The following is a 15,772-nucleotide window of genomic DNA, read 5'->3' as shown; positions in this document are numbered from 1 at the left end:
CGAGCGACATCCCTATTCCCTTATATCCGGAAGATCAATCCAGTCACTATGAAGGGGGCCGCGCTTCTGGGATCTCTGCTGATCTTGACCGTAGCCGTGGTTCTCCTCGCCCCGTCGTCCGAGGGGGCCAGTGACACGGACCCCCTGCCGCAGGACATCTACCCGGACGCGGACGTGATAATCAGCGAGGGGAAGAACGGCTGGGTCGTGGTCACCACGAAGGTCTCCGACGACCCGACCTATCGCACCAAGGAGGTACGTTCCGGGTCCAGCATCCGTCTCGTGGACTGGACCGATGTCGACGGTTCCATAGTCGTGGTGATGGATTCGGGGACCCTGAGGGACCTCACCGTCATCACCGTCGACAGGGTGGTCAAGTCGCCGAAGCCCGTTGACGTAGAGTTCACGATGGTCTCCGGCGAGGTGTCCACGCTCACGATGGTCTCATCATCACAATCACTGAGCTCCTCGCTGCCTTCATCGTACTTCAATGCCTACAAGGCCATCGGCTCTCTGGAGGTCTCCATATGCGGTGATGTGGGCACGTTCAACGCCTGCGATTCCCTGATAGCCGTGAGCGAGATGTCTCTGAACGTCGGGGCCTCCGCGACCGTCGACCGCCTGTACACGACCGGATCGGACGGTTACTTCGTCGCAGTGGATGTCGAGGTGACCGGAGGGACCATAGGCTACATGACCAATCGTAGCGCGGTGGTCGGTACGCTGGACTATCATTTCCGCACGGGGAGTGTTGACTATCTGTCCCTTGGAGCGGACACCGAGGGAGGTTCCGGGTACTACCTCAGCAATATGTGGACGTTCTATGTGATGAGGGACTTCTCCGTGTCCATCGATGACGCGTTCGGTATCAAGAGGGTCATCGTGGGGGGAGGCATCATAGATCCGCCCAGCGTCCTGTGCAACGGGGAGGAGCCGGAGGTCATACTTTCCCGCAACATAACGTTGGACGTCCGCAACCATCAGCTGGACCTGGAGTCCTGTTTCATAGTGTCCGAGGACCGTGCATTGCGTCTGGGGGGATACTCCCTCGGGTCCAGCGTCTCCAACGCCGAGATCAGGGAGACGTACTATCAGACGTATCAGAGGCTCCCGATCTACGGGGATGAGGGCATATGGTCCGGTTTTGGCGGAGCCGTGGTCCTCGGAGGGACGAACCTGTACTCCTCCTCGAACATCTATGTCCCCAACAACTCCGATCTGGTCGTCGATGCCGGCGGGCACCTGGTCAATTCCGGCGACATCATGCTCGTCGGGAACCTCCTGATAGACGGCAGGGTCTACAACTCCGGGATCATCGAGAAGCAGTCCGGAGGGTCGATCGAAGGTGAGGTCTCAGGGGACGGGTACATCGCATCATGCATATTCGCTCGTCCGAACGAGGGGACGATCAACATAATGACGGTGGAGGATTCGGCGATCGTGATAAGGTCGACATCGGGCGACATAGAGTTCCAATCCGCCACCATGAGGTTCAATGATGCCGGGGCGAAGATCATCGTGGTCTCCGGCGATACCCCGATAGTCAACTCCATGCTCCTGGCCGCGATCTCGGTGATCGACGGGGAGGACCGCGAGAAGACCTGGATGATACATCTGGAAGGGTTCGGGACGGATTACGGTATGTTGGTGACCATGAGCGTGTCCATCCCATCGGGCTATGTCCCGATCATCACGGATTCCATGGGCAATACGGTCGAGGTCACCGAGTACTCGTACAACTATGTGACATTCGTTGCGAACGGGAGCGGGGAGTACGCGTTTAATGCGATACCCGAGAGCGAGGTCAACAAGTTCGAGCTCGGTGTCAAGGGGAATGCGATCATCGCGTCGGCCATCGTCATCATAGCGGCGGTGGCCGTATACATGCTGCTGAGGCGTGACTGAGGTCCATGCACATCCTGACCCCGGCACCACCGTCGGTGTAGAGGTTGGGCAGGCGTCCGGTCGTCCTGAACCCCTTGCTCTGATAGAACCGGATGGCGCTCAGATTCGTCTCCCTGGTCTCGAGCTGGACCCGCGATATCCCGTTCGCGGCGCATTCCTGTATGAACGATCCGATGAGATCGGAACCTGCACCCAGGCCTCTGAACCTGGAGTCGATGGCCAGAAGGGTGATTGTGGCCGCACCATCCTGCATTATGTAGCTGCTGAGGGCTCCGACCGTCTCTCCGGTCAGTGTCGTGGCGACGAACTGCCCCCTTGGCCATTGGAGCATGAAGAACTCGATGGATTCGGGGGCGAAGTATTCGTCGAGGTTGGTGTTGTAGATGCGGTACATGGCGGGCACATCGGCGCCGCCGGCGCGCCTCACCATGATGAAACCGCTCATCTGTTCACGCCTTTGATTACCGCTGCGACGATCCCGAGGATCACCAGTATCCCTGCGATTATGTAGTACAGATAATCGTTCAGTATCGTGGATATGTCCGAGGTGTCGGTGGGATCCCCTACGACGTAATCGAACGATGCGCTCTTGGTCAATCCGTTCGAATCGGTCACGGTGACCTTGAATGTGTGCTCCCCATCGGTTGGTTTAGCAGCTATGCGCGGTGTGTTGGTGGTCCAGGTGTTTGAACCGTCTCCAAGGTCCCACTCGTATGTGTATTCATTGCCTTCGGGTGTCACTTTTACGGATACTGTGATCTCCTGTCCGGATTCATAACTTGAGGATTTCTCCGTGAATTGGATGTTAAACCCGTCATGTGTGTAGTATCTATCGAAATCAGCAAGGAATGCTGTCGTAAAATAGTCCGACACTCCTTCCGAATGGATGGCCACGGCCACCTCTCTGTTGTTGAAGAACGAGTTATCCGTCCAATTCACGGATGATACCCACGCGGTGTCATCGGATATTATCCCCTTGTTATGGAGAGTGGGCTTGTCCATTGCTGCAACCTTGATGTTCGTCTTCAGGTTGAGGGAGTCCACTACCGGTTGTATCTTATCTTTCGAGGTGAAAATGATCCGTGTGTCTACAGTGTCGGCCTTTTGATCGAACATGTATAACGGTGTATCTTCCGTCTCATGGTCCATATAGGTGCTTCCAAGGTCCATTTGTTGAGAGTAGAGCCTCGTGGTGGCAACATTGCTGTAATGTTCCAAGGCGGCAAATGAATTGTCATTGGAAAGAATCGGAGTTACCTTTGCAGAATACGTTTCCCATTGTCCTTTCCCTACTGGTACATACTCTATCGATTTGGGTTTGGCATTGGGGTATTCCTCGATGAATGGTTTCACATCGCCATATGCATAATCCGAATCGTGTTCGAACACATCGGTCATGAACGTAGCGTATTCGACACTCTCGATGATCGCACCCCATCCGCGATTCCCATCACTGCTCCCTTGATACGGGTCATCATCGATAGAACCGTTCATATTGGATGGAATCCAATTCTCTGAAGTGACTATTGTCTTATAGCCATCTATGATGGCTAGTTTGGCATGGTCGAACGCGTAGCGGTTGGATCCCGTGTCGCTGACGCCTATGAGTCTTACATCCCCGCCCAGGTCCACAAGCTTTCTTAGCCCGCCAGCTACCTGTGTGATCGGATCATAGTCTCCCAGCGTGCCTCCTTCCAATAAGATCTTGATCTCAATGTCTTCAGATGCCCTCTCACACAATAGAGCGACGACGTTGGGACTCGTCAGCATGTAGATCTCGATATAGATGCTCTTTTTAGCACTGCTTATAGCATCGTATATCGGTATCCCGCCACTGTCTGGGAACAGGAAAGGCGTCACTTTGGCATCATATTGTACATATGCGTCGAATTCGAAGTTTGTCCGACCGTATACCATCCAATCTTCGGCACTGTCGGTATCACTGGTTCCGATGCGTTGGATCCAGCAGTTGGACATCTTGTCTGAGCTGTTGCCAATCCAGTACGGCTTGTCCTTGATGATCTTATCTCCGTAGCACACGGAATCCAATACCTTGAATCCTGAGGATCCCGCATCCACCAGATAGACATCGTCTCCGTTTTTGGAGAGTGAGAAATTCCTATACACCTCGATCCCAGGATTCTTCTTATCCCCATCGAAGAAGACTATGTTCTCCTGGTTGCAGAAACGATCAGTAGACGACCAATCCGAGGCTATGGCCAGGGTCTCGCCGGGTCTGACTATTATGGATTCGGAGAAGGATATGATGCCTTCGTTCCCAGAACGGGAGGGCATGTCTGCAATCATGTACTGTTTCATGTCGACATCGGTCGAACCATAGTTGTGTACGGCAACGCCAGTTATCTTCTCACTGGTATTGGGATATATCTGGTATAGCATCAGCCCGTCCATCTCTTCCGCAGCAGCGTCGGACTCTGCGAAGGACAGGGGGCATAGGACCGCCATCGCGACTACGATGAGGGCCACGGATCTACCGAGTGCATCCATGTTCGTGAATGCATGTCGGATGGTAAAAGGTATCGCCCCCGTTCCCAGGGGCTTATTATTCAAGCGGTTTGTTCCACTGCAGCGGCAACCTTGGGACCGTCACGATCCCCGGTCCTGAGGACCCTCATGGCGTTGGCGATGGCGATTATGGACACTCCGACATCGCCGAACACGGCGAGCCACATGTCCGCGTAGCCGACGAGGGCCAGTCCCATTATGCCGAACTTGACCGCGAGGGCGAACACGATGTTCTGGATCACTATGCGGTTCACCTTCTTCGACAGTCCGATGCACCGGGGTATCTTCGAGGGGGAATCGTCCATTATGACCACGTCCGCGGCCTCTATCGCCGCATCGGAGCCGAGGCCGCCCATGGCGATGCCGACGTCCGCACGTGCCAGCGACGGGGCGTCGTTGATCCCGTCCCCCACGAAGGCCACTGTCCCCCTCCCGTCGACCTCCGACATTATCCTCTCCAGCTCGGTCGTCTTGTCGGAGGGGAGGAGCTCGCACAGGACCTCCCCGATGCCTACGGCGTCCCCTACGCTGCTGCATATGACCCTCGTGTCCCCGGACAGCATCACGACCCTCTCGACGCCCACTTCCCTGAGCTCCTCGACGGTCCGCGGAGCATCCTCCTTGATGACGTCCGAGACGACTATGTGTCCCAGGTATCTGCCGTCCTTCGCGACGTGGACGTTCGTTCCTGCGACCTCCTCGTCGCATGCCTCGATGCCGTGTTCCGCCATCAGCCGGCCGTTCCCGACGATGTACTCCGAATCGGATATCCTGGCATAGACGCCCTTCCCCGCGATCTCCCTGGACTCGGATATCCTGGACAGGTCGGTCTCCCCGTTCCCGGCACGGCGTATGGACTCGGATATCGGGTGGTTCGAAGCGGACTCGGCCAGGGCGGCGATGTCCACCAGCTCGTCCTCCTCCATGTCGATCGGATGGACCTTCGATATCTCGAAGCGCCCGTGGGTCAGCGTACCCGTCTTGTCGAACACCACCGTCCCGACCCTGGACAGGGACTCCATGAAGTTCGCGCCCTTGATCAGGACGCCCATCCTGGATGCCGCCCCTATGCCGCAGAAGTAGCTCAGAGGGACGGATATCACGAGGGCACACGGGCAGGACACGACGAGGAACGTCAGGGACCTGTAGACCCATGTGGTGAAGTCATAGCCCAGCAGTGTCGGCACCACGGCTATGACGATCGCCGCACTCACGACCGCTGGCGTGTAGTACCTCGCGAAGCGCGTTATGAACCTCTCGGCCGGGGCCTTCCTCATCGAGGACTCCTCCACAAGCTCCAACACCTTGGACACAGTGGAGTCCTCGTATTCGGAGGTCACTTCCACCGTGATCTTCGACGACAGGTTCACCGTTCCCGAGACGACCTTCTCGCCCGGCATGACATCCCTGGGCACGGACTCGCCGGTCAGTGCGTGGGTGTCGATGGACGTGTATCCGGACACGATGGTGCCGTCCAGAGGGACCTTCTCCCCGGGGAGGATTTCTATCGTCTCGCCGACCCTGACCTCGTCCGGGCCCACCGTCTCTGTCCTACCGTCCCTGATCACGTGAGCATAGTCCGGCTGTATGTCCATCAGGTCGGCGATCGACCTTCTCGTCTTTCCGACGGCCCTCTTCTCGAACCATTCCCCTACCTGGAAGAACAGCATGACGGCCACAGCCTCCGGATACATGGATATCGCGAACGCTCCCAGGGTGGCTATGGTCATCAGGAAGTTCTCGTCCAGGACGTTCCCCTTGACGATGTTCCTTCCCGCGCTGTAGACGACGTTGTACCCGACTATCAGGTAGGATGTGCCGAAGACCGCCAGCTGGACCAGCGTGTCGGCACCCATCATGTAATGCAATATCAGACCGAATGCGAACAGCGCGCCTCCGGCGATCAATCTAATCTCAAGACTCTTCATAGGGTCACTTGATCCTCACTATCGTGACGTCGCTCTCGATCTTCTTCACTATCCGGGAGACTTCCCTCACTATGTCCTCGATGTCGTCCTCGGCCGCCTCTATGGACAGCTTCTGCGTCATGAACGACAGGCCCGCGCTCTCCACCCCGTCGATCCTCTGGACCTGGTCCTCGATCTTCGCGGCGCAGTTCGCACAGCACAGGTTCTCCAGTTTGAGTATGGCCTTCATCATATATCACTTGAACAATTGAACAACTGTTCAATATTTAATCATAGCGAAGGCATCGACGGGGTGAAAGGTCCGTTACCCTCCTTTCGAGGTCGTTGTCCCTCATCCTGTGGATGAGATACAGTCCTGTGAAGACGAGCGATGCCAGGATGAAAGCCCCTCCGACATACCCTATGCAATCCACGGAGGCGGTGTCCGTGACAAGCCCCCCTATCATGGATCCCGATGCGATCCCAACGTTGAATATCCCTGAGAAGAGCGACATGGCTATGGCGGTCGCATCGGACGGGGATGCCTTCAAAGCCTCGTTCTGGAACGCCACGTTGAAAGAGGTGGCGAACATCCCCCAGAGCGCACAGACCACGATGACGAGGATGACTGACCCTGCGGAGGCCCTGAGCAACAGAAGGCACATGGCGGCTCCACCGATGGCCGTCATGATGAACCTGTATCTCGTCCTGTCGTAGATCCTGGTGAACAGGATGCTGCCACCGATCCCTGCAAGACCGAATATCGTGAGGACGACCGTGATCATGTCATCCGACATCCCGGACACCTGACCGAGGAACGGCTCTATGTAGCTGTATCCCGTGTAGTAGCCGGTGACATACATCGCCACAAGGATGTAGATGCCAAGGAGCACCTTGTTCCTGAACAGTTCCGGGAGCCTCTTGACGGTGAACGTCCCCGGGTTCTCCAATCTCGGAAACACCGTGACGAGGAGGGCCAGCGCCAGGACGGCTATGATGGCGATCGCGATGAACGACATCCTCCATCCCAGCGAGAGTCCGATTATCCTTCCCAGGGGCAGTCCTATGATCATGGCTATGGACGTCCCCGCCGCTATGGTGCTGATCGCAAGCTTCTGATACTGGGGTGCCACGACCCTGACCGCGAGAGGAGATGCTATGGACCAGAATATGGAGTGTGAGACGGCGACGCCGAGACGGGACACCACCAGCATCCAGTAGCTGCCGGAGATCCCCGACAGGAACTGGAATCCCGCGAACATCGCGACGCACATCAGGAGCATCCGGCGGTACTCCATCTTCTTGAGGAGCAGCATGATCGGAAGCGAGAGTATGGCCACCGTCCACGCATAGGTCGATATGATCAGTCCGGCCGTCGCTTCGGATATCCCGAAATCGGAGGCGATGTCGGTCAGGAGTCCGATCGGCATGAACTCCGACATGTTGAAGATGAAGACGCCGATCGTTATCCCAATCAGGGGCAGCCACTGTTTCAATGCCATCTGAGTCGGCACCTGCTCTCTCAGGCTGGAAGATAAACGTTGCGCAGATACCAGAGAAGGGATATCGATTAAGGTGTTTTCCGGGATGGGTCGCCATCCCTCAGATCTTGGATATGAGGTCGCGCAGGACCTGTTCCGGATCCTTGGCCTTGACGACCCCGGAGGCGAGCAGCACCCCGTTGGCACCAAGATCCATGGATGCTTTGACATCGTCCCCTGTTTTCACGCCCGCCCCGCAGTACACGAGGACCTTCGGGTCGACGGCCTTCACGGCATCCACCGTTCCGCTGACGATGCCCGGGTCCGCCGATGTGACGGAGACGTTCCCTCCGATCAGTGCCGGTGGTTCCACCGCGACGGCATTCGGGTGGAATCCTGCGAGGTCCGAGGCCTCCTCGGCGGTCTCCGCGCAGATGCATGTGTGGAGCTTGAGTGCGGAGCACATCTCCACGATCTTCCCGATGTCGTCCTTGGGTATTCTGTGCTCGGAATGGTTGACTAACGTCCCTGCGACGTCCGTCGAGTGGAGCATGGACGGCGTGACGAATCCCGTCCCCGGTCCGGGAGGGAGAGGGTCCACGCTCTGCGCGTAGACCGGCATCTCGAGGATCCTGGCGATGGCTCCGAGCCAGAGGTGCGGAGGACATACCGCCATGGGCACGCCCGACTCGCTGGAGACCTTCTGGCAGGCCTTTGCGAGGCGGAAGGCCCTGTCGCCCTCCGCCTCCTGGTAGGCCTTGAAGTTGATCACCACGACGGGTGCTTTCATCAGAGGTCCTCGAAACGGGAGGTCAGGTCCTTGAGGACCTCGGGCCTGGAGGTGTACTCCATCTCCTCGGGTCCGAGGATCGAGGGCATGAACGGCCCCTGGCTCCTGATGAACTTGCTCGCCCTCACGGCGTTCTGCCTGGCGAGGTCGAACGTGTCGCTCTTGAAGAAGTCGACGGGGATGTGCTCTCCGCCCTTGGCTCCCATGGACTCGAGGCCCTGGAACTTACCCTCGTTGAGCTGGAATCCGAGGCAGCAGATTCTGGGGGGTCCGTCGAAGTAGACGGGGTCGGAGTCCTCTGGGGAGCAGGGATAGAACGCTCCGTAGTGGGATCCCCTCATCCATCCTGCGACGAGCATGGTGTTGACGAAGGGCTGGGTGTACTCTCCCACGGAGGGGAGTCCGGACTGGCAGCGGCAGACGCACACGGGGTCGTCCTTTCCGATGTACTTTCCGGCGGTGAGGTTCAGCTTGTCGGTGGAGACGACGACGGCAGGTCCGAGGCCGGCCCTGGACTCGATCCTCTTGATCGCGTACCTGGACGTGTCCCCGAGCAGGCTCAGGATGCTGAGGGTCTCCTCAGGGGAGGACATGACGACCTTCTTGCTGCCGATGACATCCTGGATCTCGACATCGAATCCCTTCTTGGCCCTGGCATCGACGACCAGTCCGGTGGTGGTGAACGGGTCGAGGAAGATCCTGGACAGGGGGAGGGTGTACGCGGAGGGCTCGGTCTTGTCCGCGATGAAGAACAGCATGGGCTCGGAGCCCCTCTCGACGAACGACATCTCGGCGGAGCCGGGTCCGGCTCCCTTGACGTTCCCGGAGAACGCATCGGTCAGGATGTCCTGGCCGGCGGCGTAGAGTTTCATCGACTTTGCGATCTTGGCTGCCTTCTGGAAGCACTCCCAGGCGGCGCCGTGGACATCCTTGTTGCCCTCGCCCTTGTAGTGGGACATGAACAGGTTGATGTCGTCTCCGACACGGGTGACATAGAAATCCTCGATGACTCCGGCCTTCTGGGTATCCTTGAGGATGTCCCTGGCTGCCTGCATCATATCGGGGTGGGGCCTGGAGTGGCCGACAACGGATCCGATGTCCGCCTTGATGACGGACACTGTAACTTTCTCTTCGGACATTTTCACACCTTTATGAGAAATATGACTGAGACTCTTTATTGAAAGCCTCTATAATAAAGGTGCGGGGTTCGTTTAGGAGCATGTCGCGTATATGGCACGGTTATTCGGCATTTTTTCCATGTGCCAGCCTTTTAGAGCTGTTCCCGCGGCCCGGATCGCCCGCCCCCGGGGACGGAATGCATTAAGAGTTATGGGGTCTACGGGGACCCATGACCGACAAGATGACCCTGGTGCTCCTCCGTCACGGCGAGAGCGTATGGAACAAGGAGAACCTTTTCACGGGTTGGACCGACGTCGAGCTGTCCGAGAAAGGAGTCTCCGAGGCCAAGGCCGCGGGACAGACACTGAAGTCGGAGGGATTCGATTTCGACATCTGCTACACCTCGTATCTGAAGAGGGCCATTCACACCCTCCAGCTCGCCCTCGACGAGATGGACCGCGCATGGCTCCCGGTGGAGAAGAGCTGGAAGCTCAACGAGAGGCACTACGGTGCGCTCCAGGGTCTCAACAAGTCCGAGACCGCCGAGAAGTACGGGGAGGACCAGGTAAAGGTATGGAGAAGGTCCTATGCGACCTGCCCCCCTGCCCTGGAGCCGTCCGACGAGAGGAATCCCGCGTCCCAGGTCCAGTACCGCGACGTGGATCCGGAGGACCTTCCCCTGACGGAATGCCTCAAGGACACCGTCGCCCGCGCGTATCCCTACTTCGAGGAGGTCATCAAGCCCAGGATGGTCGCAGGGGACAGGGTGCTCATCGCGGCCCACGGCAACTCCCTGAGGGCGCTCGTGAAGATGTTCGACGGGATGTCCGACGACGAGATCACCGGTGTGAACATCCCCACCGGCGTCCCGCTGGTCTACGAGTTCGACAGGGACTTCAACGTCATCTCCAAGAGGTATCTGGGGGACCAGGAGGCCCTCCAGGCGAAGATGGACGCGGTGGCCAATCAGGGAAAGAAGAGATGAGGTCCCCCGGGGACGGACGTCTCCCGTGACCACACTCGTCAAACCATGCGGGAACGGTCCTGGGGGCTTCCGGCCCCGGCCTCGTTCCTCTTATATACGCGCGGGGTATCCCGCGGATTATGGCAATCGTCAAGAAATCCTCAGAGGTCACCGTCTCCGACGGTACCGTCGCCGTAGGCGGCTGGGTCCAGGACATCAGGAACCTCGGAGGTATCTCCTTCATCACCATGCGCGACAGGTGTGGCACCTACCAGGTGACCATGCCCAAGAAGAAGATCGACCCGGAGCTCTTCTCCATGCTCACCGGGCTGTCCAGGGAGACCGTCGTGCGCATCGAGGGCGAGGTCAAGGAGAGCAATCAGACCGCGACCGGGTGGGAGATTATCCCTTCCGCCGCGGAGGTCATCTCCCCTGCCGGCGTCCCCCTTCCCCTGGGGGTCGTGGACAAGGTCAACGTCGAGATGGACACCCGCCTCAACCACCGCTTCATGGACGTCCGCAAGCCCGAGGTCAAGGCGATCTTCGAGCTGAAGTCCCTGATGGTCGACCTCATCGAGGAGGCCGTCCGCGAGATGGGATTCACCCGCGTGTACACTCCCAAGATCGGGGCCGCCGGTGCCGAGGGAGGGGCGGAGCTGTTCAAGGTCCAGTACTTCGACAGGCCCGCATACCTTGCCCAGTCTCCCCAGCTGTACAAGCAGATCCTCATGTCCTCCGGGCTCGACCAGGTGTACGAGATCGGCCCCGCGTTCCGTGCGGAGCAGTCCAACACGAACCGTCATGTGACGGAGTTCATCTCCTTCGACGGCGAGATGTCCTGGATATCCTGCCAGGAGGATGTCATGCGCGCGATCGAGCAGGTCGTCGACCACGTGCTGACCGGGCTCAAGGAGAGGGGCGCCAGGCAGCTGGAGGTCATCGGGAAGGAGATCAACGTACCCGCAAGGCCCTACCCGATCCTCACCTACAGCGAGTGCCTCGCCATAGTCCAGGCCGCCGGACTCCTCCTCAAGGAGGGCGACGACCTCGGGACCGAGGGCGAGAAGATCGTCGGCGAGCACATGGCCGGGAAGGGATGCGACCTCTACTTCATCGCGGAGTATCCCGAGGAGGCTAAGCCGTTCTACATCATGGAGAAGGACGGCACACCCTACTCGTTCAGCTTCGACCTCGACTTCAAGGGACAGGAGATCTCGTCCGGAGGCCAGAGGGAGCACAGGTACGACAGGCTAGTGGAGAGGATGCAGAAGAAGGGTCTGGATCCCGAGGACTTCGAGTTCTATCTCGAGGCGTTCAAGTACGGGATGCCCCCGCACGGAGGATGGGGGATCGGCATCGAGAGGATGCTCGTGAAGGCCCTCGACCTTCCCAACATCAGGGAGGCGATCCTCTTCCCCAGGGACCCTGCAAGGCTCTCCCCCTGAAACCTCTCCCCGGCCTCCGGGCCGGGATTAGTTCTATATCCGTCCGCCCATCCACGTCCGATGATGGCGGATGTCAACGGCGTGTCGATCCACTACGAGGTCAAGGGGTCGGGCCCGGCATTGATGATGTTGCATGGCAACTCCGAGGACCTGACGATGTTCGACGAGGCATCGGAGGTCCTGAAGGAAAGGTTCACCGTGTATCTCGTGGATTCCCGCGGACATGGGCGCAGCTCCCCTCCGCCGGATGGGGAGTACCACTACAGCGACCTTGCGGATGACCTTCACGCCCTGATAGTGCACCTGGGGGTGGAATCCCCTCTGATCTGCGGATACAGTGACGGTGGGATCGTCGCGCTCCTACATGCGATCGAACACCCGGACATACCGTCCGGGATCGTCGTCTGCGGTGCCAACACGAGTCCGTCCACACTCAAGGGATTCGGGATGTTCCTCCTCAGGATGAGCAAGGGGAAGGGGGACCCGAGGCTCAGGATGATGCTGTGTGAGCCCGACATATCCAAGGAGGACCTGTCCAGGATCGCCTGTCCGGTGCTTTCCGTCGCTGGGAGCAGGGATTGCGTGAAGCGCTCCGACACGGAGTTCATCGCATCCTCCGTACAGGACGGCAGGACCATCATCGTTCCCGGGGCGGACCATGGGAGCTACGTCATGCACAGCACGGTCGTCGCGGGGATCATCCTGGACGAGTTCGGAACCGGCCTCCGAGGGGGTTTTCGGTGACCCCCCGAATCCCCTTATATACACAGCATCGAATCAGCATCCCGAAGGGATATGGCACCACCGGGAGACGTCTACGAACGTGAGCTGAAGGCACTTCTTGCAGGCGATGAGAAGGCCCTGTCCAAGATGGTCAAGACCTGCAATGCGATGGAGACCGCCAACTACAACACGATGCTCAGGGACCCGTTCCTCGTCATACGTGCGGCAGGCTCCCTCGGGGTGGACCTCGTCGCACTCAGATGGGATTTCTCGTTCCCGATCGAGGTGAAGAGCTCGTGTGACGACGTCATGCACTTCAGCAAGAACCAGAGGCTCTCCGAACAGGCGGATACTATGCTCTCCGACTGCTGCCGTTCGCACCTGGTCCCGATATACGCGTACAGGCTGAAGTCACAGCGCGGGGACCCGTGGAGGCTGTTCACGATCCCCACGGACCACCAATATCGCGGACGTCACGGTGTCCTGTACAGGAGGATCCCCAAGCTGGAGGTGTCCAACAGCGGGTTCTACATAATGCGGTGGGAGGACGGCATGAAGCTCTCGGACTTCATGGCGTACACGGGGATGACGGACTATTCCCAGGAATGAGGGGGACCCCGTCAGGACTCATAGGGCTCATCATCGAATCAGCCTAGGTTCATCATCACTCGGACGATCCCGTCCCGGGATACGCCGCCTACGTTTTCAATCTTGCCTAGGCCATGGTCTGACGGGTGCGATGCGGTCCTGCGACTGACCGTCCCGGATCAGCGGCGACCTCTGCCGCCCTTCTTGCGACCGCCGTTGGCGAAGTTCCTTCCGCTCTTCCCGGCGGGATGCTTGTTGGTGTAACCGTCGTCGATGAAGATCGATTCGAACGTGGCAATGTCGCCCTTGCTCTCGTAGTGCGAGCGGAGGAACTCCTTGGCCTCCTCGTCGCCGCAGACCTTGGCGAGCCATTTGACCGACGGAAGCGTGGGGTTGTCGCCCATCGCGACGTACAGCTTGGCCGACTCCAGGTCCGCGCCGACGTCGTGCAGGGCATAGACGAGCTGCTTGCACTGGCGCCTCTCGTCGCTGGCCATCGCGACGAGGGCGTCCCTGCACTCCTCGCAACCTCCGCGGAATCCTCTCTTGAGCCAATCGAACTCGCTGAGCCCTCCGAAGGCCCTTCCGACCTCCAGGATCCTCTCGCTGTTCCCGTTGCAGTACTCGTCCAGGTACGTGTGGTCCTCGCCGTCATATGTGCGGACGAGGCTCGCGACATCCCCTCTCGCACTGTAGACGGACGCGAGGAACCTCTTCACATCCCTCCTGTTCTGGACGGGCTTCAGCTCCTCCAGCGCGTCGTCGGACCCTGCCTTGACAGCGTTGATCATCGATTGGATCCAATCCTCCTCGTTGACCTGCATCTTCTTCGCGCCCAGATATTTCCCGAAGGGCGTCTCGGAGATACCGAGCTCGGGCGCCATGGACACGATGGTGGCCGTGAACTCCGGCATACCGCTCCTGAGATAGTCCTCCTCGGTGCCGTCCCTGTATGCATCCAGGTAGCCCTTCAGGAACTCTGCCTCCGGGAATGTCTCGGAAAGCTTGTCGAGCCTCCTCTCAGCATCCGTATCACCTTTCATGGCCTTCACGAACGTTGTGCGGACGGACTGTCTCAGCTTGTTGCGCTCATCGTTCCTCTTCAGGTAGTCGGAGGCCTTGACAGACTTCCTCTTCCTGGCCAGAAGCTTCAGGCCGTCGGTCACCATCTCCTCGTTGGAGATCATGGCGGAGGCGAAGATGTCAACCATCCCGTCCTCGCCGTCGACCTCGTCCAGACGTATCTTGCAGTAGATGGCGATCACGTTGCCGCTCTGGGCCGCACAGTCTAGGAATCCCCTGTCGTAACCATCGTCCAGCGTGATGCAGATGTAGTCGAAGAACATCATCAGTTCATCGGAACAGGATGATGCCAGCCTTCCCCTGATGGTCTTGAACTGGTCGCGACCCGCATCGCGGAGCATGCGTTCCATGTTGTTCCTGCATCCGCCGCTCATCTGGACGGCACCGTTCAGATACAGGATCATGGCCAGGTCGGACCTGCCGTTGTTCTCGCAATCTATCCCTTTGAAGAGGATCTTCTGGGGAGTGGACGGGATCGTCAGCTTGGACTCCTGTTCGGCGGTCTCGTCCCTGTCGCGCTTCTCGGAGCGGTCGTCGCCGCGAGGCCTGCGGTCATCCTTCCTGTATCCGCGGTCGTCTCTCCTGTCGCCGCGAGGCCTGTCCCCGTATGGTCTGCCTCCGCGGTCCCTGCGGTCGTCGGACCTCGGTCTGTACTCCCCCTTCTGTGTGCGGTCCTCTCTGTCCGATCCGTTGTCATCCCTGGGTCTGCGGCCCCCGTCATGAGGTCTGTGACCATAGGGTCTGTCCCCGTCCCTGTGGCCATGGTCTCCGGACCCTTCCCCATCCCTAGGCCTGCGGTCCTTGTTGTAGGGTCTGTGCTCGCGATCCCCATCACGTGGCCTGTACTCCCTGTTTCCAGGTCCACGGCCCCTCTTCCCGTCCTTTGGACCGTGACCCCTATAACCGCCATCCTTCGGGCCGCTGCCACCCTTTCCGTATGGTTTTTTGGCTCCGTGGCTGTGATTCCTGTCGCTGGTCCTGTTGTCCGGTTGGTCGGGGGTCATGAGATTCCGTTGTCCACACGCGAACCCCTTTATTAGGGTATGGGATGGGAGATGGGATCATCTTCTGTGGTACGATGTCATCGGATGTCAATGTACGGGCCAGAAGGAACTCATGGACACGAGCCGGATTATGCATGAAGCGCGGGGAGAGGGATTTGAACCCCCGAGGAGAATCCTCCACCGGTTTTCAAGACCGGCGCCGTGGGCCGCTTGGCTATCCCCGCTCGAGTCGGCGAT

13 protein-coding genes and 1 tRNA gene are annotated in these 15,772 nt (G+C 58.9%); 5 read left to right on the top strand and 9 right to left on the bottom strand.

All coding sequences use genetic code 11. The annotated features are described in order from the left end of the window. Positions 1-48: 48 nt before the first annotated feature. Entirely contained in the window at positions 49-1,905 is a 1,857-nt protein-coding gene (locus tag V5D86_RS01990) for a hypothetical protein (protein WP_414595019.1), read from the top strand. Here the strand turns inward: V5D86_RS01990 and V5D86_RS01985 are convergent. The 7 genes from V5D86_RS01985 to V5D86_RS01955 all read right to left on the bottom strand — a co-directional run bounded on the left by V5D86_RS01985 (position 1,862) and on the right by V5D86_RS01955 (position 9,748). After that, positions 1,862-2,350 (bottom strand): GNAT family N-acetyltransferase, encoded by a 489-nt coding sequence (locus tag V5D86_RS01985; protein ID WP_414595018.1) that lies wholly within the window; start codon positions 2,348-2,350, stop codon positions 1,862-1,864. The two genes, V5D86_RS01990 and V5D86_RS01985, sit on opposite strands and share 44 nt — an antisense overlap. Further along, positions 2,347-4,371, bottom strand: a complete 2,025-nt coding sequence (locus V5D86_RS01980; RefSeq protein WP_414595017.1) for a phospholipase D-like domain-containing protein — start codon at positions 4,369-4,371, stop codon at positions 2,347-2,349. Before V5D86_RS01980 ends, V5D86_RS01985 begins: the two co-directional genes overlap by 4 nt. A gap of 101 nt (positions 4,372-4,472) precedes the next feature. Further along, entirely contained in the window at positions 4,473-6,359 is a 1,887-nt protein-coding gene (locus V5D86_RS01975) for a heavy metal translocating P-type ATPase (RefSeq protein WP_414595016.1), read from the bottom strand. A 4-nt stretch (positions 6,360-6,363) separates the two neighbouring features. Continuing rightward, complete coding sequence (locus V5D86_RS01970; protein WP_414595015.1) at positions 6,364-6,588, bottom strand: cation transporter; 225 nt, start codon at positions 6,586-6,588, stop codon at positions 6,364-6,366. Between the two features lie 37 nt (positions 6,589-6,625). After that, on the bottom strand, positions 6,626-7,840 hold the full coding sequence (locus V5D86_RS01965) for an MFS transporter (RefSeq protein ID WP_414595014.1): 1,215 nt from the start codon (positions 7,838-7,840) through the stop codon (positions 6,626-6,628). A gap of 100 nt (positions 7,841-7,940) precedes the next feature. Continuing rightward, complete coding sequence (gene tpiA / locus V5D86_RS01960) at positions 7,941-8,609, bottom strand: triose-phosphate isomerase (protein WP_414595013.1); 669 nt, start codon at positions 8,607-8,609, stop codon at positions 7,941-7,943. Continuing rightward, positions 8,609-9,748, bottom strand: coding sequence for a fructose-1,6-bisphosphatase (locus V5D86_RS01955; protein ID WP_414595012.1), 1,140 nt, complete (start codon positions 9,746-9,748; stop codon positions 8,609-8,611). Before V5D86_RS01955 ends, tpiA begins: the two co-directional genes overlap by 1 nt. A gap of 221 nt (positions 9,749-9,969) precedes the next feature. Between V5D86_RS01955 and gpmA the strand changes: the two genes are divergently transcribed. The 4 genes from gpmA (at position 9,970) to V5D86_RS01935 (ending at position 13,469) form a co-directional block, all read left to right on the top strand. Further along, entirely contained in the window at positions 9,970-10,713 is a 744-nt protein-coding gene (gpmA, locus tag V5D86_RS01950) for a 2,3-diphosphoglycerate-dependent phosphoglycerate mutase (RefSeq protein ID WP_414595147.1), read from the top strand. A 119-nt stretch (positions 10,714-10,832) separates the two neighbouring features. Next, positions 10,833-12,137, top strand: coding sequence for an aspartate--tRNA(Asn) ligase (aspS, locus tag V5D86_RS01945; protein ID WP_414595011.1), 1,305 nt, complete (start codon positions 10,833-10,835; stop codon positions 12,135-12,137). A gap of 63 nt (positions 12,138-12,200) precedes the next feature. Then, positions 12,201-12,881 (top strand): alpha/beta fold hydrolase, encoded by a 681-nt coding sequence (locus V5D86_RS01940; protein WP_414595010.1) that lies wholly within the window; start codon positions 12,201-12,203, stop codon positions 12,879-12,881. Positions 12,882-12,932: 51 nt separating this feature from the next. Further along, complete coding sequence (locus tag V5D86_RS01935; RefSeq protein WP_414595009.1) at positions 12,933-13,469, top strand: Holliday junction resolvase; 537 nt, start codon at positions 12,933-12,935, stop codon at positions 13,467-13,469. 158 nt (positions 13,470-13,627) lie between these two features. On the opposite strand, the gene V5D86_RS01930 is transcribed toward V5D86_RS01935, so the two are convergent. Together V5D86_RS01930 and V5D86_RS01925 are read right to left on the bottom strand one after the other, a co-directional pair. Continuing rightward, positions 13,628-15,535, bottom strand: coding sequence for a hypothetical protein (locus tag V5D86_RS01930; protein ID WP_414595008.1), 1,908 nt, complete (start codon positions 15,533-15,535; stop codon positions 13,628-13,630). A gap of 140 nt (positions 15,536-15,675) precedes the next feature. Next, positions 15,676-15,759: transfer RNA gene (locus V5D86_RS01925), tRNA-Ser, on the bottom strand. Positions 15,760-15,772 lie beyond the last annotated feature (13 nt).

The organism is Candidatus Methanoprimaticola sp. MG2 (genome assembly GCF_047501175.1).
Lineage (GTDB): Archaea > Thermoplasmatota > Thermoplasmata > Methanomassiliicoccales > Methanomethylophilaceae > Methanoprimaticola.
Note: the sequence above shows the minus strand (reverse complement) of the source record. Positions and strands in the feature narration are given on the sequence as shown.